The organism is Acidithrix sp. C25, from assembly GCF_904848545.2.
Genome location: NZ_CAJHCI020000006.1, coordinates 1,391,113 through 1,407,267 on the forward strand (window position 1 = coordinate 1,391,113; position 16,155 = coordinate 1,407,267).

General features: G+C 46.2%; 12 protein-coding genes. 6 read left to right on the forward strand and 6 right to left on the reverse strand.

Annotated features, from left to right (window positions below):
• Positions 1-312: 312 nt before the first annotated feature.
• The 3 genes from ACIDITHRIX25_RS75055 to ACIDITHRIX25_RS75065 all read right to left on the reverse strand — a co-directional run bounded on the left by ACIDITHRIX25_RS75055 (position 313) and on the right by ACIDITHRIX25_RS75065 (position 5,476).
• A complete protein-coding gene (locus tag ACIDITHRIX25_RS75055; protein WP_201732854.1) occupies positions 313-2,829 on the reverse strand; it encodes a sugar phosphate nucleotidyltransferase in 2,517 nt (838 codons plus the stop codon).
• A gap of 129 nt (positions 2,830-2,958) precedes the next feature.
• Entirely contained in the window at positions 2,959-3,600 is a 642-nt protein-coding gene (locus ACIDITHRIX25_RS75060) for a CDP-alcohol phosphatidyltransferase family protein (RefSeq protein WP_201732855.1), read from the reverse strand.
• Between the two features lie 1,132 nt (positions 3,601-4,732).
• Entirely contained in the window at positions 4,733-5,476 is a 744-nt protein-coding gene (locus tag ACIDITHRIX25_RS75065) for an MBL fold metallo-hydrolase (protein WP_052606488.1), read from the reverse strand.
• Between the two features lie 321 nt (positions 5,477-5,797).
• Between ACIDITHRIX25_RS75065 and ACIDITHRIX25_RS75070 the strand changes: the two genes are divergently transcribed.
• The 5 genes from ACIDITHRIX25_RS75070 to ACIDITHRIX25_RS75090 all read left to right on the forward strand — a co-directional run bounded on the left by ACIDITHRIX25_RS75070 (position 5,798) and on the right by ACIDITHRIX25_RS75090 (position 10,150).
• A complete protein-coding gene (locus tag ACIDITHRIX25_RS75070; RefSeq protein ID WP_052606489.1) occupies positions 5,798-6,265 on the forward strand; it encodes a hypothetical protein in 468 nt (155 codons plus the stop codon).
• Positions 6,266-6,363: 98 nt separating this feature from the next.
• A complete protein-coding gene (locus ACIDITHRIX25_RS75075) occupies positions 6,364-7,182 on the forward strand; it encodes a cytochrome c biogenesis CcdA family protein (RefSeq protein WP_052606490.1) in 819 nt (272 codons plus the stop codon).
• 105 nt (positions 7,183-7,287) lie between these two features.
• Positions 7,288-8,040, forward strand: a complete 753-nt coding sequence (locus ACIDITHRIX25_RS75080; protein WP_052606491.1) for a (Fe-S)-binding protein — start codon at positions 7,288-7,290, stop codon at positions 8,038-8,040.
• Positions 8,041-8,054: 14 nt separating this feature from the next.
• On the forward strand, positions 8,055-9,476 hold the full coding sequence (locus ACIDITHRIX25_RS75085; RefSeq protein WP_201732856.1) for a lactate utilization protein B: 1,422 nt from the start codon (positions 8,055-8,057) through the stop codon (positions 9,474-9,476).
• Positions 9,476-10,150, forward strand: coding sequence for an LUD domain-containing protein (locus ACIDITHRIX25_RS75090; RefSeq protein ID WP_052606493.1), 675 nt, complete (start codon positions 9,476-9,478; stop codon positions 10,148-10,150). Before ACIDITHRIX25_RS75085 ends, ACIDITHRIX25_RS75090 begins: the two co-directional genes overlap by 1 nt.
• A 327-nt stretch (positions 10,151-10,477) precedes the next feature.
• On the opposite strand, the gene ACIDITHRIX25_RS75095 is transcribed toward ACIDITHRIX25_RS75090, so the two are convergent.
• The 3 genes from ACIDITHRIX25_RS75095 to ACIDITHRIX25_RS75105 form a co-directional block, all read right to left on the reverse strand.
• Complete coding sequence (locus tag ACIDITHRIX25_RS75095) at positions 10,478-11,161, reverse strand: methyl-accepting chemotaxis protein (RefSeq protein ID WP_249685656.1); 684 nt, start codon at positions 11,159-11,161, stop codon at positions 10,478-10,480.
• A 530-nt stretch (positions 11,162-11,691) separates the two neighbouring features.
• Positions 11,692-13,407, reverse strand: a complete 1,716-nt coding sequence (locus ACIDITHRIX25_RS75100) for an MFS transporter (protein WP_201732858.1) — start codon at positions 13,405-13,407, stop codon at positions 11,692-11,694.
• Between the two features lie 406 nt (positions 13,408-13,813).
• The gene (locus ACIDITHRIX25_RS75105; RefSeq protein ID WP_201732859.1) at positions 13,814-15,196 is read right to left on the reverse strand and encodes a glutamine synthetase family protein; all 1,383 of its coding nucleotides are present in this window, start codon (positions 15,194-15,196) and stop codon (positions 13,814-13,816) included.
• A 182-nt stretch (positions 15,197-15,378) separates the two neighbouring features.
• Here ACIDITHRIX25_RS75105 and ACIDITHRIX25_RS75110 point away from each other — a divergent pair, with 182 nt between their 5' ends.
• A complete protein-coding gene (locus ACIDITHRIX25_RS75110) occupies positions 15,379-15,936 on the forward strand; it encodes a MarR family winged helix-turn-helix transcriptional regulator (protein WP_213333418.1) in 558 nt (185 codons plus the stop codon).
• Positions 15,937-16,155: the final 219 nt, after the last annotated feature.

The window sequence follows — 16,155 nt, forward strand, 5'->3', positions numbered from 1 at the left end:
CAAATGAAGACATTCATTTACCTCATTATCTACCTTAGTGAACCTCCCCAACCAAAACGGCGGAGCCAGAAGCCCCGTCCTTAAGGGCGGGGAGGTTCACTAAGGAGTAAGAGTCCGCAACTGCGATGCTACTGCAATCACACCTTCAACGGCAGCCTTGTTTGCTGAGATAGAAGCAAGGAGAGTGCTGTCTTTTATTCAAAAACAATCAAATCAAAGATCGCTACTAAATTAAAGTCATAAGTAAGAAAAAATTATAGGGGTCCACCTTTTTAAAGGCCGACCCCTATTGATCTATTAACGAAGACGAAGTTAACGAAGGCGAAGTCCAGATGAGTCGTTCACTATTACCGCGATTCTCTCCCTCAGAGAACTCAAAATACTTACTCCTTCAATTTCAGAGTCACTCTCCACCCATATATGCGTAATTGGCTCGACGGGATCTGGAGCTACCAAATACCACGATGAATTGGTCTCTGCATATATTCCATCGATGAGCGTGGTCTCTTGATCGCCGATACCATCCAAAAGGATCCTCATCACAATTCCCTTGGACTCCCAAGGAGTAATAACGGAGTCGTGAATTACTCGAATTGGCTCAATCTCCCCAACGACCTCGGCAAGGGTTCTATTGGTAACAGCCAAAAGCGAGAGAAGCTGGACCAACGCCGCGCAACCATCATATCCAGGAAGAAAGTTGGGAAAGATAAAGTTTCCTTCAACCCCAGCTACCAAATCACGGCCACGGGTAGCAGGCGAGGCCGCCTCCATAAGGCCACTTGTGGATCGCTTTGTAAAATGCAAGGTGCCGCCAAAACGCGTAACTGCATTTCGAAGAGCCTTTGGAGATCCAATAGGTACCGAAATCTGAGCCGATGGATTGGCCTCAGCGATTAACCGACAGAATATCACCTGAGATTCGAAGCCACTCAAAATTCGGCCCGTATTGTCCACGAGGATAATCTTCTCCCCAACAGAGTCGATTCCAATTCCAAATTCCGAACGTGATGTAACCACTAACTCAGAAAGGCGGCTCATGTTAGCAGACTGATCCGACTCGACAATTCGTTTCGTGGATGAGAAGGGGTTTATCCCCAAGACATCACCGCCGAGTTTCGACAAGACACTAGGAAAGATATGAGACGAAACACCAAAGCCATAGTCAACTACGAACTTAAAGTTACGATCTCGAATCCGACCTATCTCGGCTTGCTCAAGCAAGCTCTGGGCGTAAAATTCGGTATTACGGGCGGGAAAGTCCAATTCGCCAAGTTCAGAAGCCAAAACATTTCGAAAATCTTCTCGAGCTAAGCCACGTTCAATTTTGCGCTGCGAGGCCTCGTCGAGGTCAATTCCATTCTCATCGATGAATCGAATGACGACCGACTCCGGATCATCAGGATCCAGAACGACCGCTAGCCCCCCCTTGCTCGATGTATTTCGCACGTGAAAGCGCAAAGCTGGAATCGGTGCCACCTCGAGGTCCGCTACGTCAATTCCAACTGCATTCAATCCCACCATGAGTGCACGCTTTAACATTCGTGCCGCCCTAGAGGAGTCTCTGGCGGTCGATATTCTAGCACCAGGCTTCAAATTTGAACCAAATGCCATCGCGAGTCTAAGAGCAAGCTCAGGGCCGATATCAACATTAGCGATACCCGATACGCCATTGGATGAAAAGACACTTCTTGTCCCTTTGGACTCCCAAACGATCGATGTCAAAACAGTAGCACCGGATTGAACCGTCTTTGAAGGATAGATCTTCACCTTGGAAAAGAGCTGCGCACCATCGCCTACATAGCAGTCCGAGCCCAGGACAACTCCGTCTTCGGTGTGCACGCTTCTCCGCAAGTCACAAGATTTTCCAACGATAGTACCGCGGATAATGCTACCTTCACCGATGTAGACATTCTCATGAATAACAGAGCGGTCAACCTCTGCGTGTTTAGAGATACGTGAATTAGAGCCGATTACGCTATAGGGCCTTATCTTGGCTTCCGGACCGATTCTACAGTTGTCTCCAATAATAATTGGACCTTCAAGCAAAGCAGTGGGATGTACCTCGGTCCCATCACCAAAGTAGACACCCTTGTCTACCATAAAACCAAGAATTTCAAGATCTACACGATGATCCAAAATATCCTTATGCGCATTCAGGTATGCTTCCAAGGTCCCTACGTCTTCCCAATAACCTTCGCAAACCATGGCGTGGATCGGAATCGAATCCTCCAGTAGACGCGGAAAAACATCCTGAGAGAAGTCTAGGGCTTTACCAACTGGCATATAGGAAAATATCTCCGGCTCCAGAACATATATGCCTGTGTTGATAGTGTCGGAAAAGACCTGTCCCCAGGTTGGCTTTTCGAGAAAGCGACCTACAGTACCATCGTCATTTGTCGTAACGATACCGAACTCCAGCGGATTCTCCATTGATTTGAGGCCGATGGTAGCTGTAGCTTTGTTGGACTGATGGAACTCAAGCAATGCACCCAAATCAATATCGGTTAGAACGTCGCCAGAGATAACCATAAAAGTCGACTCTAAAAGTTCACGACAATTCCCAACTGACCCAGCAGTACCAAGGGGTGAATCCTCATTAGAGTAACTAATCCGAATTCCAAACTCCGAGCCATCCCCAAAGTAGGTTCGAATCGCGTTTGCCATGAAGGCAACTGTGATAATCACCTCATCAAAGCCATGTTTTTTCAGAAGCGTTATTATGTGCTCCAACATCGGGGCATTTCCGATTGGCAACATCGGCTTTGGAGCGGTTGCCGTTAACGGCCGCAAACGGGTCCCCTCACCGCCAGCCATTATTACAGCTTTCACATAATCCCCTTCCAGCGCTACGAACTAGTCTCTTGGTGTGAAACTAGCAGGATAGCCACCCATTTATCAACATTTTGGTAATATTTACAGCCATCTAGGCAATTATCTACAAAATTCATAGTTCCTCGCTCAACGCGAAGGCGGCAAAACATTGCCTTTCAAAACCGGTATCAAGACTTTAGTCACGTAATTAAAGGCCGCCAAATAAAGGGTTACTATCCCGATTATTGCTAGTCCGAGGCCAATAAGGTGCAAAAATGAAAGATTCGGCGACTTAGACTCCCCCGCCACCAAAGTAGGCAACGCACACAAAAGTGCAAATGTACCTGCCTTACCTAGCCATATTACGTCTAGGCGATAGCTCCTGGTCTTATAGAGATAACTCGACAGAAGTGAGATAAAGACCTCTCGAACCATGATCACAATTCCAAGCCAAAGCGGAATCCATCCCTGTATTATTGCAGTTATCCCAACAGCGATGATCACTATTCGATCTGCCGATGGATCAATAATCTTTCCCAGTTCAGAGACTTGATTAAAGTGCCGAGCAACATAACCATCTAAAAAATCTGTAAGACCAATAAAGACTAAGATGGCCGTAGCTAAAACAAATTGTCCACGTCCTACTGCCTCGTATATCGCAACCGGCAAAAGACATAGTCGCGCCACCGTAATTAGGTTAGGTACAGTCAACACGCGTGAATTTGAATCGAATCTATACTGATCTATGTCTTTTGGTGATACACCATTTGGTTCTGTAGATTCCGTCAATAATGGACCTTTCTCCACGCTCTTACACATCTACCCAAATAGATCTCGACCTTAGTGCTTATGCTAGATACCTCGAAGAACGTTTTTCAACTTAGCTTCTAAATACAACTATCTATCCTAATTCTAACCCGATGGTATCTAAAAGAGGATCTCGCCAACCCGAAGGTAAAAGTCATAGAGATAGCAACAGCGACCCTAGAGAGAGTCGCTGGAGGCATTGACCCATTTATACGAATCCGATTGCAATTAGTTTTGTTCACATCACATGGGTGTGTCGGCCGCCCTGATAAAAAGATCTCCACTTGACCTTCATTTAGTATTTGTGAAACCTTTGGACCGCACAAGAAGTTAGGTTGATGAAGGGAAAATAATGATTGCCAAATTCAACCCGTTACAACATGTGTCCCAGAAACTTGTCCTAAAAACACGAGACCACCGCGCAAAAGGGAATCCGCAAAAAGGGACCTCGATCACTTGCCCAGTTTCATCAAAAGAGAGATGAAACTAACGCCAGGATGCCTCTTGACAAAGAACTCTTGGCCATTACGTGGCTAATGGATGCCAAATCATATGGATGCACCAGCACTAAACAACCTAGCTACAGTCATTGGTAGCCAACAATCTTTCGGAAAAAATGACTTAGCTGGAACAGCGGTCATTATATTTACCTATCCGGCCGACCAAAATAATTACCCCAATGAGCACATAGGGCCTAAAAGAGTCCCAAAACCGCTAATTTGCTCGTCCAGCAACTCAAAGAATTCAAAAGTCGATTGAGCTGGGATTCTAGAAAGGCAACTAATAGTGATTCGGTTGCCATCTCGCTAAAATGCCAAGGGTCTCTAAATGGGGTATAGTGCACTATCTCACCCTAGCGCTGGGCTTATTGCCAATTAGACAGCATGGGCCTAGTTGGTGGTTTTAGCCTCAAATCTACTAAACGATTCGTGAGCCAGGAAGAGCCAGGAAACCCGAGGAGTCCTTCGATCTAAGACTTTACGATGGAATCTAAAAGTATCTAAAACCGAACTACCGTAAATAGAACTACCGATCAATACATCACGGAATCGATCTTCACAATAAGCGAAAACCAGCAAAACCAAGGCTCAATCCTCTAGTTCAGACCTCTAGTTCAGACCTCAATTACATCGAAATCGTTAGCAATTAAAATCTCCCCTGAATACTTCGTCGATGCAACTTGGCGAGCCTGATTCGGGTCATTTGGATAGGCTACGTGAGTAATTACCAAACGAGCAACGCCTGCGGCTTCGCCAAGCTCACCTACTTCAAGAGCATCCATATGAATTCCGCGAGAAGACCATCTAGGCCTCTCAATCCAGGTTGACTCCGCCAATAGGATGTCAGCATTTTGAGCAAGGGCAACCAGAGAATCGCAGTAGGCACTGTCTGCGCTATAGACGATCGTGCGACCGTCCGACTCTGTAATTTTTATACCCAAAGTCCCATCGACATGATCAGTTTCGCAAAAGGTTAGCTCAAGATCACCCAACAAAATCTTAGAATTAACGTCAATCTTTCGAAAGTCAAAGACTTCCGCCAACGCTAGACCCGTAAGATTACACAGAGCCTCATAGGTGACCGCGGTAGCAAGTAATGGTAATTTATCCACCTTCGCACCGGGCACAAACTTCATAAAATGAAAGAGTGAGACCAGATCGGCCAAATGATCGTGGTGACGATGAGAAATAAATACTCCGGAGAGCAGTGAGGTCTCGCTCACGGCCAAAAAGTTAGAAAATGAACCATTGCCAAGATCCATCAGTAGATTCGACCTCTCCGATGTCACCAAATAACTGGAACAGGCCCTCAAGGGTGCCCCATAGGAGCCTGCTGAACCACAAATAGTAAGCTTCATTGGATTCCCGTATCTTTAGCTAATGTGCGTTATTAGAGCATATCACTCATGGCCGCCCACCAACGAAGATGGCTTCATAGCCCTATAGGGTTTACAGCTCATAAGCATCCTAACCTTCACAAAAGTATTCACAAAAAAGGGCCAAAGATGCTTTAGAGGACCCAAATGATCACAGATAGACAACCAAAAGTGTGGGTTCAACTTGATCGAAAAAGACGCGTGGTTGAATGAGAGCAATATTTCCGAAAAATACTTCATCATAACTGTCGGATAAGAGTGCGGAGATGCGATAATTATTACGGGTGGTGCAGGTTGTCTAAGGTGTTCTTTGCATTTTCGATACCAATTATAGGTATTTTGTTTCTCGGAATTGCACCGGCAGTTGGCTGGTCTCGACAAAAACGAAAGATTGAGGAGGCTCGCCTAAAAAGAGCAAGATTGCATTCGAGCGAGCGCGCGCGATTGATCGCTCAAAGTTTTCCAACTTCCCAATCCGCCGAGATCACCGGAGTCGTCAACTTCGATGCAACCATTTTGATAGGTTACAAAAGGGACTTTCCTAAGGATGGCTCATTGACCCCAGGTGAGACTGTCGGAGCGGACGGAACAGTAACGGGAACTTGGGTCGCTTGGACGCACAATTGTGCAGAAAGCGATATAAGCCGCCTTCAAACCTGGAGCAGCGATACGAAATCAATCGTATACCAAGTTGATAGTCAGAGCTCTGACCTGACCTTCATTGAGCCAATATCACAAGAGAAGGTAAAAGTCCAGCTCGTTCCGTCATAGGCCCCAAGGCAATTCAACCAAACTAGATTAACTAGCACGAAACCGCTTTAGGGTGTTGGCGTCCAAGATTTAAATCTCGAGCAGGAAAAAGGAGACACGTGGCAACAAGTCTTGGTTATATCGTAGCCTTTGGCGGTGGGATAATCTCATTCGCATCGCCATGCGTATTGCCACTTGTGCCCGCCTATCTTTCAATTATTACCGGCATAGACATTCGAGATAAAAAGCGCATTGAAGACAAAAAAGATTCACCGACAATCACAACTAAGGTCAAAACCCAATCCAAAACAGTCGAATCAATTAGTTCTACTCAGTTCCAAGTCGCCAAAGCGACACTCTATTTTATTTTAGGTTTTGGAACGGTATTTGTACTCTTAGGCATGACGGCGACTGCCTTGGGACGCTCGATCTTTCATAGCCACATCTTGATAGGACGAATTACGGGTCTCTTAGTCCTGGTGATGGGCGTTTTTATAGTAATCGGTGGTCTAGGAAGGTTCAACATCTTCGCGTCGGAAAGGCGGTTTCATCCTAACATTGCACGCCTTGGCCGATTTGGGCCAGCAATCGCCGGGGTCGCCTTTGGCTTTGGATGGACACCGTGTATCGGGCCAATACTCTCATCTATTCTGGGAGTTGCAGCAAGCCAAAAAAGTGTGACGCAAGGAGCAATCCTGCTCGTCTTTTACAGTTTAGGTCTAGGGGTTCCTTTCATGATTACGGGCCTCGCCTATACCAGAATCAAGACGTCATTCGATTGGCTAAAACGTCAAAGTTCCAAACTCTCTCTCATCTCTGGATTCGCCTTAATATTCTTTGGATTGCTATTAGCGATGAACAGATTTTCACTTGTTACGATCGCCCTAAATGGCTTCTTCACGAAAATTGGCCTCTCCAAACTCGTATATTTAGGTTAAATTCCACTTCAAAGGCAAATTTAAATTTGAAGTGCTTCTCAGTTTGTAATTGATCATGTATCTATGTAGAATTTCAAAAACATTTACTGCAAGGTATCTATCGTTATGAATTCCCAAAAGATTGCAATCTTTGAAACCTGTCTAAACGGCGCACTATTTAGCCGAACCACCCAGGCCACTTTCAACGTTTTAACCAGGTACGGATACCAGGTGCATCTCCCAAAAACACAGGTGTGCTGTGGTCAAATGCACTTCAATACCGGCTATCCGGATCTGATCTCGGAGATGATTCGTTCGTTCGTTAAAACCAATATCGACTATGACTACGTCGTCTTTCCATCAGCTTCCTGTGCTGCAATGGTGCGCGAAAACTATCTCGAACTTGCGGGAGGATTTATGAGCCCAACCAATGTTCACAAACTTGCATCGATTCTAAATCGTTCATTCGAGCTCGTTGAATTTATAGATACCTACCATCGAGAAGATGTATCTAGCTCATACTTCCCCCATAAAGTAGTATTACATCCCACATGTCACTCAGTGCGATCGTTGGGTCTATTAGAGCCATCACTTAGAATTCTAGGCTCGGTAGACGGGATTGAATTGATCACAAACCCCACTCAAACGACCTGTTGTGGCTTTGGCGGTACGTTTTCAGTAAAAAACAATGACGTCTCTGAAGCGATGCTAGAAGATAAAGTCAACTCCATAATTTCCCTAGATGCGCAATATTTAGTCGCACTCGACAACTCTTGCCTGATGCATATAGGCGGAGGGCTCAAAGAAAAGGGATCGCAGATAAAGACGCTACACATAGCTGAAATACTCGCTAGCACTAAAGAGTCAGCTCTAGTTTAAGTGAACGGGAAATAATGTCTCAATATCCAAGAAAAGCAGCACTTGGGCAATCAGGCGAGATTAAATTCTCGAAATTAGCCCACGAATTTACAAAGATTCCAGCCCTAAGAGCCAACCTAACCAACGCCACCGGAACGATTAGAAACAAAAGGGCTTCGGTAGTTTCTGAGGTCAGCAATTGGCAGACAATGCGCACCAGAGCCGCAATGATAAAAGATGACTCACTCGCTAATTTGGACGACCTGATAAAGACTCTAATTCAATCAGTCCAAGAGCGTGGTGGTCAAGTTCACTTTGCTCATGACGCTCGCAGTGCTAACGAGATTATCGTTGGAATAGCCAAAAGCCATAACTTCACTGAGGCCATCAAGGTCAAATCGATAACTACCGATGAAATTGGGGTAAACGACGCTCTTGCAAAGGCGGGCATCAAAGCACAAGAGACGGATTTAGCCGAACTGATAGTGCAACTTGCCGGGGAAATGCCTAGCCATATTCTGGTGCCAGCTATTCATAAGAACAGAGATGAGATAGCCGAACTATTTTCGTCCACAATCTCTAAGACAAAACTTGAGAACTCTCCCGCAATCCTCGCAGAGGCAGCTCGCGTTTATCTAAGAGAGAAGTTCCTAAGTGTACCGTTCGGAATCTCTGGGGCAAACTTTGCTGTGGCCGATTCAGGTTCAATTGCAATAGTTGAATCCGAAGGAAACGGTAGAATGTGCCTCACCCTTCCAGATGTCCTAGTTACAGTCATGGGTATCGAAAAGGTCATCAAATCATTTCAAGATGTACCGCTCTTTATGGAACTCCTAGCTAGGTCATCCACTGGCGAACGGATGAACCCCTATACAACTATCTTCCATGGCGTAACACCAGGCGATGGCCCCCAGGAATTCCATTTGGTGCTACTGGACAATAATCGATCCTCGATCCTCTCAGATCCGGTCTCGTTTGAGACGCTACGATGCATCCGCTGTTCGGCTTGTCTGAATGTCTGTCCCGTCTATGAAAGGGCTAGCGGATTTTCATATGGATCCGTATATCAAGGTCCAATTGGCGCAATCCTTGTACCACAGTTGCTTGGACCCGAACAAGCCGGCTCACTAGCATTTGCTTCGACACTATGCGGCGCCTGCTATGAAGTCTGCCCAGTAAAGATTAACATTCCAAGGATACTGACCTACCTAAGGAGCCGAGCCAACGAAGCCAATACCTCTAAATCTCAGCGTCGCGCCTTTGCCGTCGCCTCAGTCGTGATGTCGAATCCAAAACTCCTTCGAACGGCGTATGCTGGGGTAGGTTTTGGCAACGATCTTGCCGCCAAAATTCCAAAGAAGCTAATAGACGCTATTCCATTGATGAATAAATGGACCAAATCTCGAGGAATACCTAGTTCGCGACGGATTAATAAAATCTCCGGGAAGGAAAAATAATGAGCGGACCACACGACAATCCAGATCCATTAGAAGAAGGCGTATCCGCTATCTCGGTGGCGATTCGCCGCAACCCTAAGCTCGCGCAAGTACCATCGCAATATCGTCGCACTCCGAACCCTACCCATCAGGTCGAACATAACTTACTGGGAACATTTGTCGAGTTGGCGCGCGACTACAAGGCCATAGTAGAAGTCGTATCGAGCAAAAACGTCTCGAAACTACTTTATGAATTAACCGAAAAAGACTCCCAAAAATCTTTAATAATGCCCGAGTCGTTACTTCAAGATCTACAGCTAAACATCTTGGACGATTTGCGGACGCACTTCGATCTAACTATGGATGATCCAAAACTAAATGCCTCGCAAATCTCACAAATCAACGCCTCGCTCACTGGAGCGTCCGCTGCTGCCGCCACAACCGGGTCGATAATTCTAAATAACCCAGTTACCGACGGTCGACGGATCATCTCCTTGGTTGTCGACTACCACTACTGCCTCTTGCGCGCCAGCTATATAAAGTCAAGCTTTACCGAAGCTATGGCAATGGTAAATCTAAAATATCCAATTACAGTAGTCTCTGGGCCCTCCGCAACCTCAGACATTGAACTATCAAGGGTTGAAGGCGTCCACGGTCCTCGGAAATTACGCATATTGGTCTTGGAGGATCGCTAAATCACGCTGAGGCATTAGATTTACACTCCAGGTTCTTCTTGAAAAGTCGTGGGAAGTAAACTAAATAGCTTTAACGAATCGAACTCAGCACGAATTGTGTGATTACACATTCCACGCGGTCGAACAACTAAAAACTTTAATCTCGATCCATCACTTCGAGTTAAAATTATGAACTTATTCCATAGAAATTGCCCTTTTCTATGGAATATCAATTTCGAACTCTATCATGGGAAGTAGTTTTTAACTCTTCAGTGGCTCCTCGTAGAACTTAGCCCGAGATACCTCGTTGCACTTCAAAAGACCAACTGGGACAAAGTCAATAAATTATCAAAAACCGCTGGAAAGCATTGATACATTTTGAGCAATCGTTTTAGCCATAACTGACTGTTGTTCAGTCGCAGCGGCGATTTGTTCAATACGCTCTGCGTTTCCACTGATCTTACCCACGATATCAAATAGCACAGCAGAGGTGTTTTGTATTAGAGCATCGCCCTCACCGGTTCGCTCGAGGCTTTGGGAGACCAACGTCACCAAATTAGCTGCTTCATTTCTAATCTCAGAAATCGTCCCGGCAATTTCAGTCGCTGCCGTTCGAGATCGCTCTGCCAGACTTCGAACTTCATCTGCGACAACCGCAAATCCAAGACCCGCATCTCCGGCTCTAGCTGCCTCAATAGCTGCATTTAGAGCAAGCAAATTGGTTTGACCTGCTATTGACTTAATCGCTGCCACGATGGTATCGATTTTCTCCACGCGACTAGCCAGTTCGATAATCCTAGCTTCCGTATCCGCCATAATCTCCGAAACTTCACCCATGGCCGTTGAAGCTCGTTCTGCAGAGGCAAGTCCTACTTTAGCTGCGTCCTCCGCCCCCTTCGCACCCATTGCGGCCTCCTGGGCACCTCTGGCCACTTCATCAATTGCGATGCTCATCTGATCAGTAGCATTTATTATCTCAGAGACTTCATTCCGTGCATCTAGCTGATAACTTGGCGAATCTAGGACAACCATGAACCCCTCCAGTCGGGAATTCCCGAACATAACAATCAAACATATTTCCGTCGGTTAATTTTCGACCTAATCGGTGGTCGCCTTGAATAAAGTCCTAGACGGGCCACCGTTGGTACAAAAATTATCAAATAACGAAATATTGCCTTTCTCGAGCTAAGAAATCGGTTCCATCTTCCGCGAGATCTCAACCGATACAACCGTTCTTGACTCATCATGCTCACCTCTAGCGAGCGACTATCCAAAGGCAAAAAGCTCACGCAGTCGAGAAGACCTGGGCTCGATCGACAACATAAGGGCGAACCCTAAGGAGATAAAGGCCACGTCAGTTTGTGGGTAAGAGATCAAGAGCCAGCGGTTATTAGTTATTTCGCCAAAGAGATAACAAAACTAACAGATCTAAAAGTAGAAACTAGATGGAGCAGCTAATTGGCAAACCATACGATTTTACAATCACATAGATAAAGATCATTTGCCAAGAGCTCTTCTAAAATCCAATGAGCCATAGACCTTTTCATCGCCATCTGACCATTTCAGATCACAATCGCGCGTTCGTCCAAATTGTCCTTGGGCCAACCTGGCAGTGCTAGGGTCAATAAAAACGTAAGTACAAATACAGCGATTTCAAAGCTCAAAGTATCTCTCAAGCTAACTAAAAAGTCCCCTTGTGCTGCATTTTGAGCCGCATTGAAAAACATTGAAACTAACTGTTTCTTCACTTTAGGAGCAATCGGTGCTATTTGGATTGCACCGCCAACTTCTATGCAACTGTGTGGAAGTGCACTCGGATTCTTCTCCGTTGCGCGGTCGTGAATGCATGTCACAAAGAGGTTGGTACCGACCTTTACCAGTGGAGCTGGAAGTCCAAGTGATGTCAGTTCTGCCGTGATTGGCGGTAATTGCGCTCGAGCAGCTTGATTGGCGTTCGCACCTAGAAATCCAAAAAATATAATTGCAATAAGCGCAACCCCGAGTGCCCCACCGATCTGCTGTACCGTAGAGAGACTCCCAGACGCACTACCAATTGCCTCCTCTGGGACTCGAGCGAGCACCAAAGAGGAGGCTGGCCCTACGAAGAGTCCCACCCCAATTCCAGCTATAAAGAGAGGAACGATCAACTTAAATCCGCTAAGTTGAGCACCGACATGATACAACAGACGAATCAATAGCCACATTGAAATAGCCAAAATCAGCGATCCCGCGAGCATCAAAATTCTCGCATCTTTCGACCTAGTCCGAGTTGTCAAGAACGAAGAAAGAACAGACCCAATCGCAAAAGGAGCGGTCGTTAGCCCTGCTGCTAGAGGCGAGAACCCATTCCCCTCTTGAAGAAAGATAGAAAATGCGAAAAAGAAAGGCGCAATACCAAGGAAAAATATCAGGAATAAAATCAACCCCACCCCAAGGGAACGGGTACGAATTGCCTCAATTGACACAAGCGTAACGTTTCCATGGCGATATCGCAAATATTGATGGACTCCAAAGCCCCCAATAACAAAGACCGATCCAATCAACATCGCAACCATCGAATTCGGCCAAGAAGAAGCCCTGCCCTCAATAAGTGGATAAAGCGCCATCACCAAGCCAGTGGTAATCAAAAATGCTCCCATGGAATCCACGCTCGAGGAGGTCGAGGATTTTGATTCACCAAGCAAAAATAGAGCCCCGACGAACGCAGCCACGCCAATTGGAACGTTCACATAGAAGATTAGGCGCCAATCAAGATTGGCGATATTCGCCTTTATAAGTAGTCCACCGATTAAAGGACCTGCGATAGTTGCAAGCCCTATCGTGGCTCCGTATATTCCAAAGACCTTACTTCTTTGACTTGACGGAAAAGTCACCTGGATAATCGATAATACTTGGGGAAACATCAATCCAGAAAAGAATCCTTGCACCACGCGACCAAAGACCAAAACGCTAACGTATGGCGCTGCCCCACAAAGGCCAGAGGCTATTGCAAAGCCAGCCATGCCAATCAAAAAGAGACGTCGCCTCCCAAAAACATCCCCGAGACGACTAGCCGTCATCAAAGTCGCTGCAAAGCTAAGTTGGTATCCTGCTACAACCGCCTCAACCGATCCAAACGAAGCATGCAAGTGACTTTGTATCGAAGGAATGGCAACATTTACGATGCTCACATCCAAAAGTTGCATAAAAGTTGCCGCCAAAATAATCGGCAAAATTGCTAGAGAAGTACGCCCTAATGGCCCCTTTTCTACTTCAACTCCCAACTCAACTCCAGTCATCACCTTGACTACCATTGACAAAACTAGCATCTTTGATTTAGTCGCAATATTCATTAAACGAATTAATCTGTGACGTAGCAATGAGTTGGACCCTTGCGAATTCGCAAAAAGTAAAGCCCCTGAGTCAAGTCGAATCTTTCATAGCCCAAGAGATCCACCTTTAAAAAGATGCAACCGAAGAATATGACAGATAGCTAAGAGCAAATGAAAACATCAAAGAGGACGACCAACCAAAACCAAGGGCGGAATAGGTCGAAATAACGCCATTGCAAAAAGCTACAACGACACATGAGCAAAGGCGCAACTACTGACCCGAAATCCTGCTGGGAAACGCAGCGATTCCAACGGCCGAAAGCCAACAGAGAAAAGCCTGCGAATTTAGGGCAAATCTACGAAAGTCCTTGGTTCAAAGGTGATATGCGTATTCAATGAATTCCCAGTCGGTTACGTAGCGACTAAATCGCTCAATTTCATCGCGCTTTAGGCAGATAAAGGCATCAACAAACCCATCGCCTAGAAGTTCGACTAGTTCTTCGTCATCGCGAAGTGCCTCAATTGCATCTCTTAAGGTTCTAGGCAAAGCAATAAGGTCCCTCGGATCTCCTGTTCTTACTTCTGGGAGCGTTAGCTCCTCTTTGATTCCCAGATATGCCCCAGCAAGGAGTCCTGCGATCGCCAAATAAGGATTTGCAGATGCATCGCCAAGGCGAAGCTCCATCCTTGTCGAAAGCCCTCGCTGTGACGGAATTCGAATCATAGCACCCCGGTCGTTCAACCCCCAATCCACCAACCATGGAGCAAATGTTCCTGGAGCAAAGCGTTTATATGAATTAATAGTCGGGCTGCACAGGGCGGTGACGGCTCGGGCATGACGTAAAACTCCAGCGATTGCACTCCTTGCGAGATCCGAGAGTCCATCGGGACCCCCTTTATCCTCGAAAAGGGGACGTCCGAGGTCATCCAAAATGGAAAAATGCAGATGAAAACCAGATCCACTCTCGCCGTTGAATGGCTTAGCCATAAATGTCGCCAGCTTGTTAGTTTGACGGCCCATCTCCTTTATGGCAGATTTGAATCTAAAAGCACGATCAGCCGCTTCGGTAGCTATGCAATGCCAAAGATTTATCTCAAATTGTCCCGATGAAAACTCGTGATTGGCACCAAAAGCACCTATCTCGAACCCCTCTAGCATCCTAAGGCTATTCAATAGAAAATTCTCCGGATCTCCCTTTAGGCCCGAAGAATAAATATTCCCACCGCCCAACCCATATCTTTGCCACCCAGAATTGCCATCGGGCTCTAGAAGATAAAATTCGAGCTCTGGGCCAACAAGAGGCACTAACCCCATCGCAGTTAATTTTCCTTGGACCCTTCGCAAAACCTCTCGTGGATCTTCTGCAACTGCTGTCCCATCGAGATTCTGTAGGTCTAATATTCCATGGGCAACACCTGCCTCCCAGGGGACAGCCTTCAATGTACCTATATCCAAATAGCCCAGGATGTCGCCTGCCGTTTTCACAGCTTCGATCCGGCTTTGGCCCGTTGCGGCCCCATCGGTCCTTCGATAGATCTCAGACGAAAATGGTACGCCATTTGAAAGTACGCTCACCATGGACGATACAAGTATGTCCCGACTTCTCTCAACTCCCATCAAGTCACAAAAGGCCAATCTAAGCACGTCGATCCGAATATCTTTTAGGCGAACCACAAGCTCGCTGAGTGCACTAAGATCGATCTGACCCACATATCCTCCACTTCCAACGTCGCCCTTGGCGGGGAAAACCCCCAAATTTTTCTTGCCCAGACAAAGATCAAAGAGACACACAAACCATAGGAGTAATACCTTGTTGGACGTAAAGACTTACTCCAACGACAACACCAACTATACAGGGCGCCTTGTGAAACAATTGGCCGACTTTATCGATCCAAATCAAGTTAATAATGAGGGTGATACCAACTGAGAAGTTAACTATGTGCGACTACCATATAAGTGTGACAGGCCATTACACGCTCGCAGAGACAGAAAAGACCATGGAAGCCCGATTGAGCGGCCTGCCGATTGACTTTGTAGCGCAAAGTGCCATTGCAAACCTCTATCGTGCCGCTAACTCAACTCGGAAATATTTCACAAACACGGTTCTGCGACCAATTGGACTTTCGTGGACAGGTTTCGTCGTACTCTGGGTAGTTTGGATCTGGGACGGCATCGAAGTTCGCCATGCCGCCGAGGAAGCTGGCATTTCAAAATCTACTCTTTCTGGCGTTATAAAGACGATGGAAGCACGCGGGTTCATTGAGCGAATTACCGATCAGACAGACCGTAGACTCGTTCACCTCAAGGTCACCGAATCAGGCACCGAGATGATGACTGATCTCTTTCCCAAATTTAACCAGCAAGAGACCTTCGCAGTCTCGTGTCTCTCACGCTCAAGTATTGAAAGCTTTGCAATAAATCTCAGGCAGATCATCTCGCACCTAGAAGCACAGATGGTCGACGTCGACGTCTACAACCACAGCGAAGAACTTTAGGCTAACAACTAGAAACCAAGCCATTTATTTTAGATAACTACCCATAGCAATTAGCCATAAAAGCTTGAAATTAAACTGGCCCCTTAAACCTCAAAAACCTTCAATACTAGTTCGCCAACCCTATCATCTCCCATACTTTCCAATTTGACTACCAAACAATGTGTGATAGGATGCTCCATCACCCGTCTGCAGAAGAACCATAATTGGTTGCTATAGTGT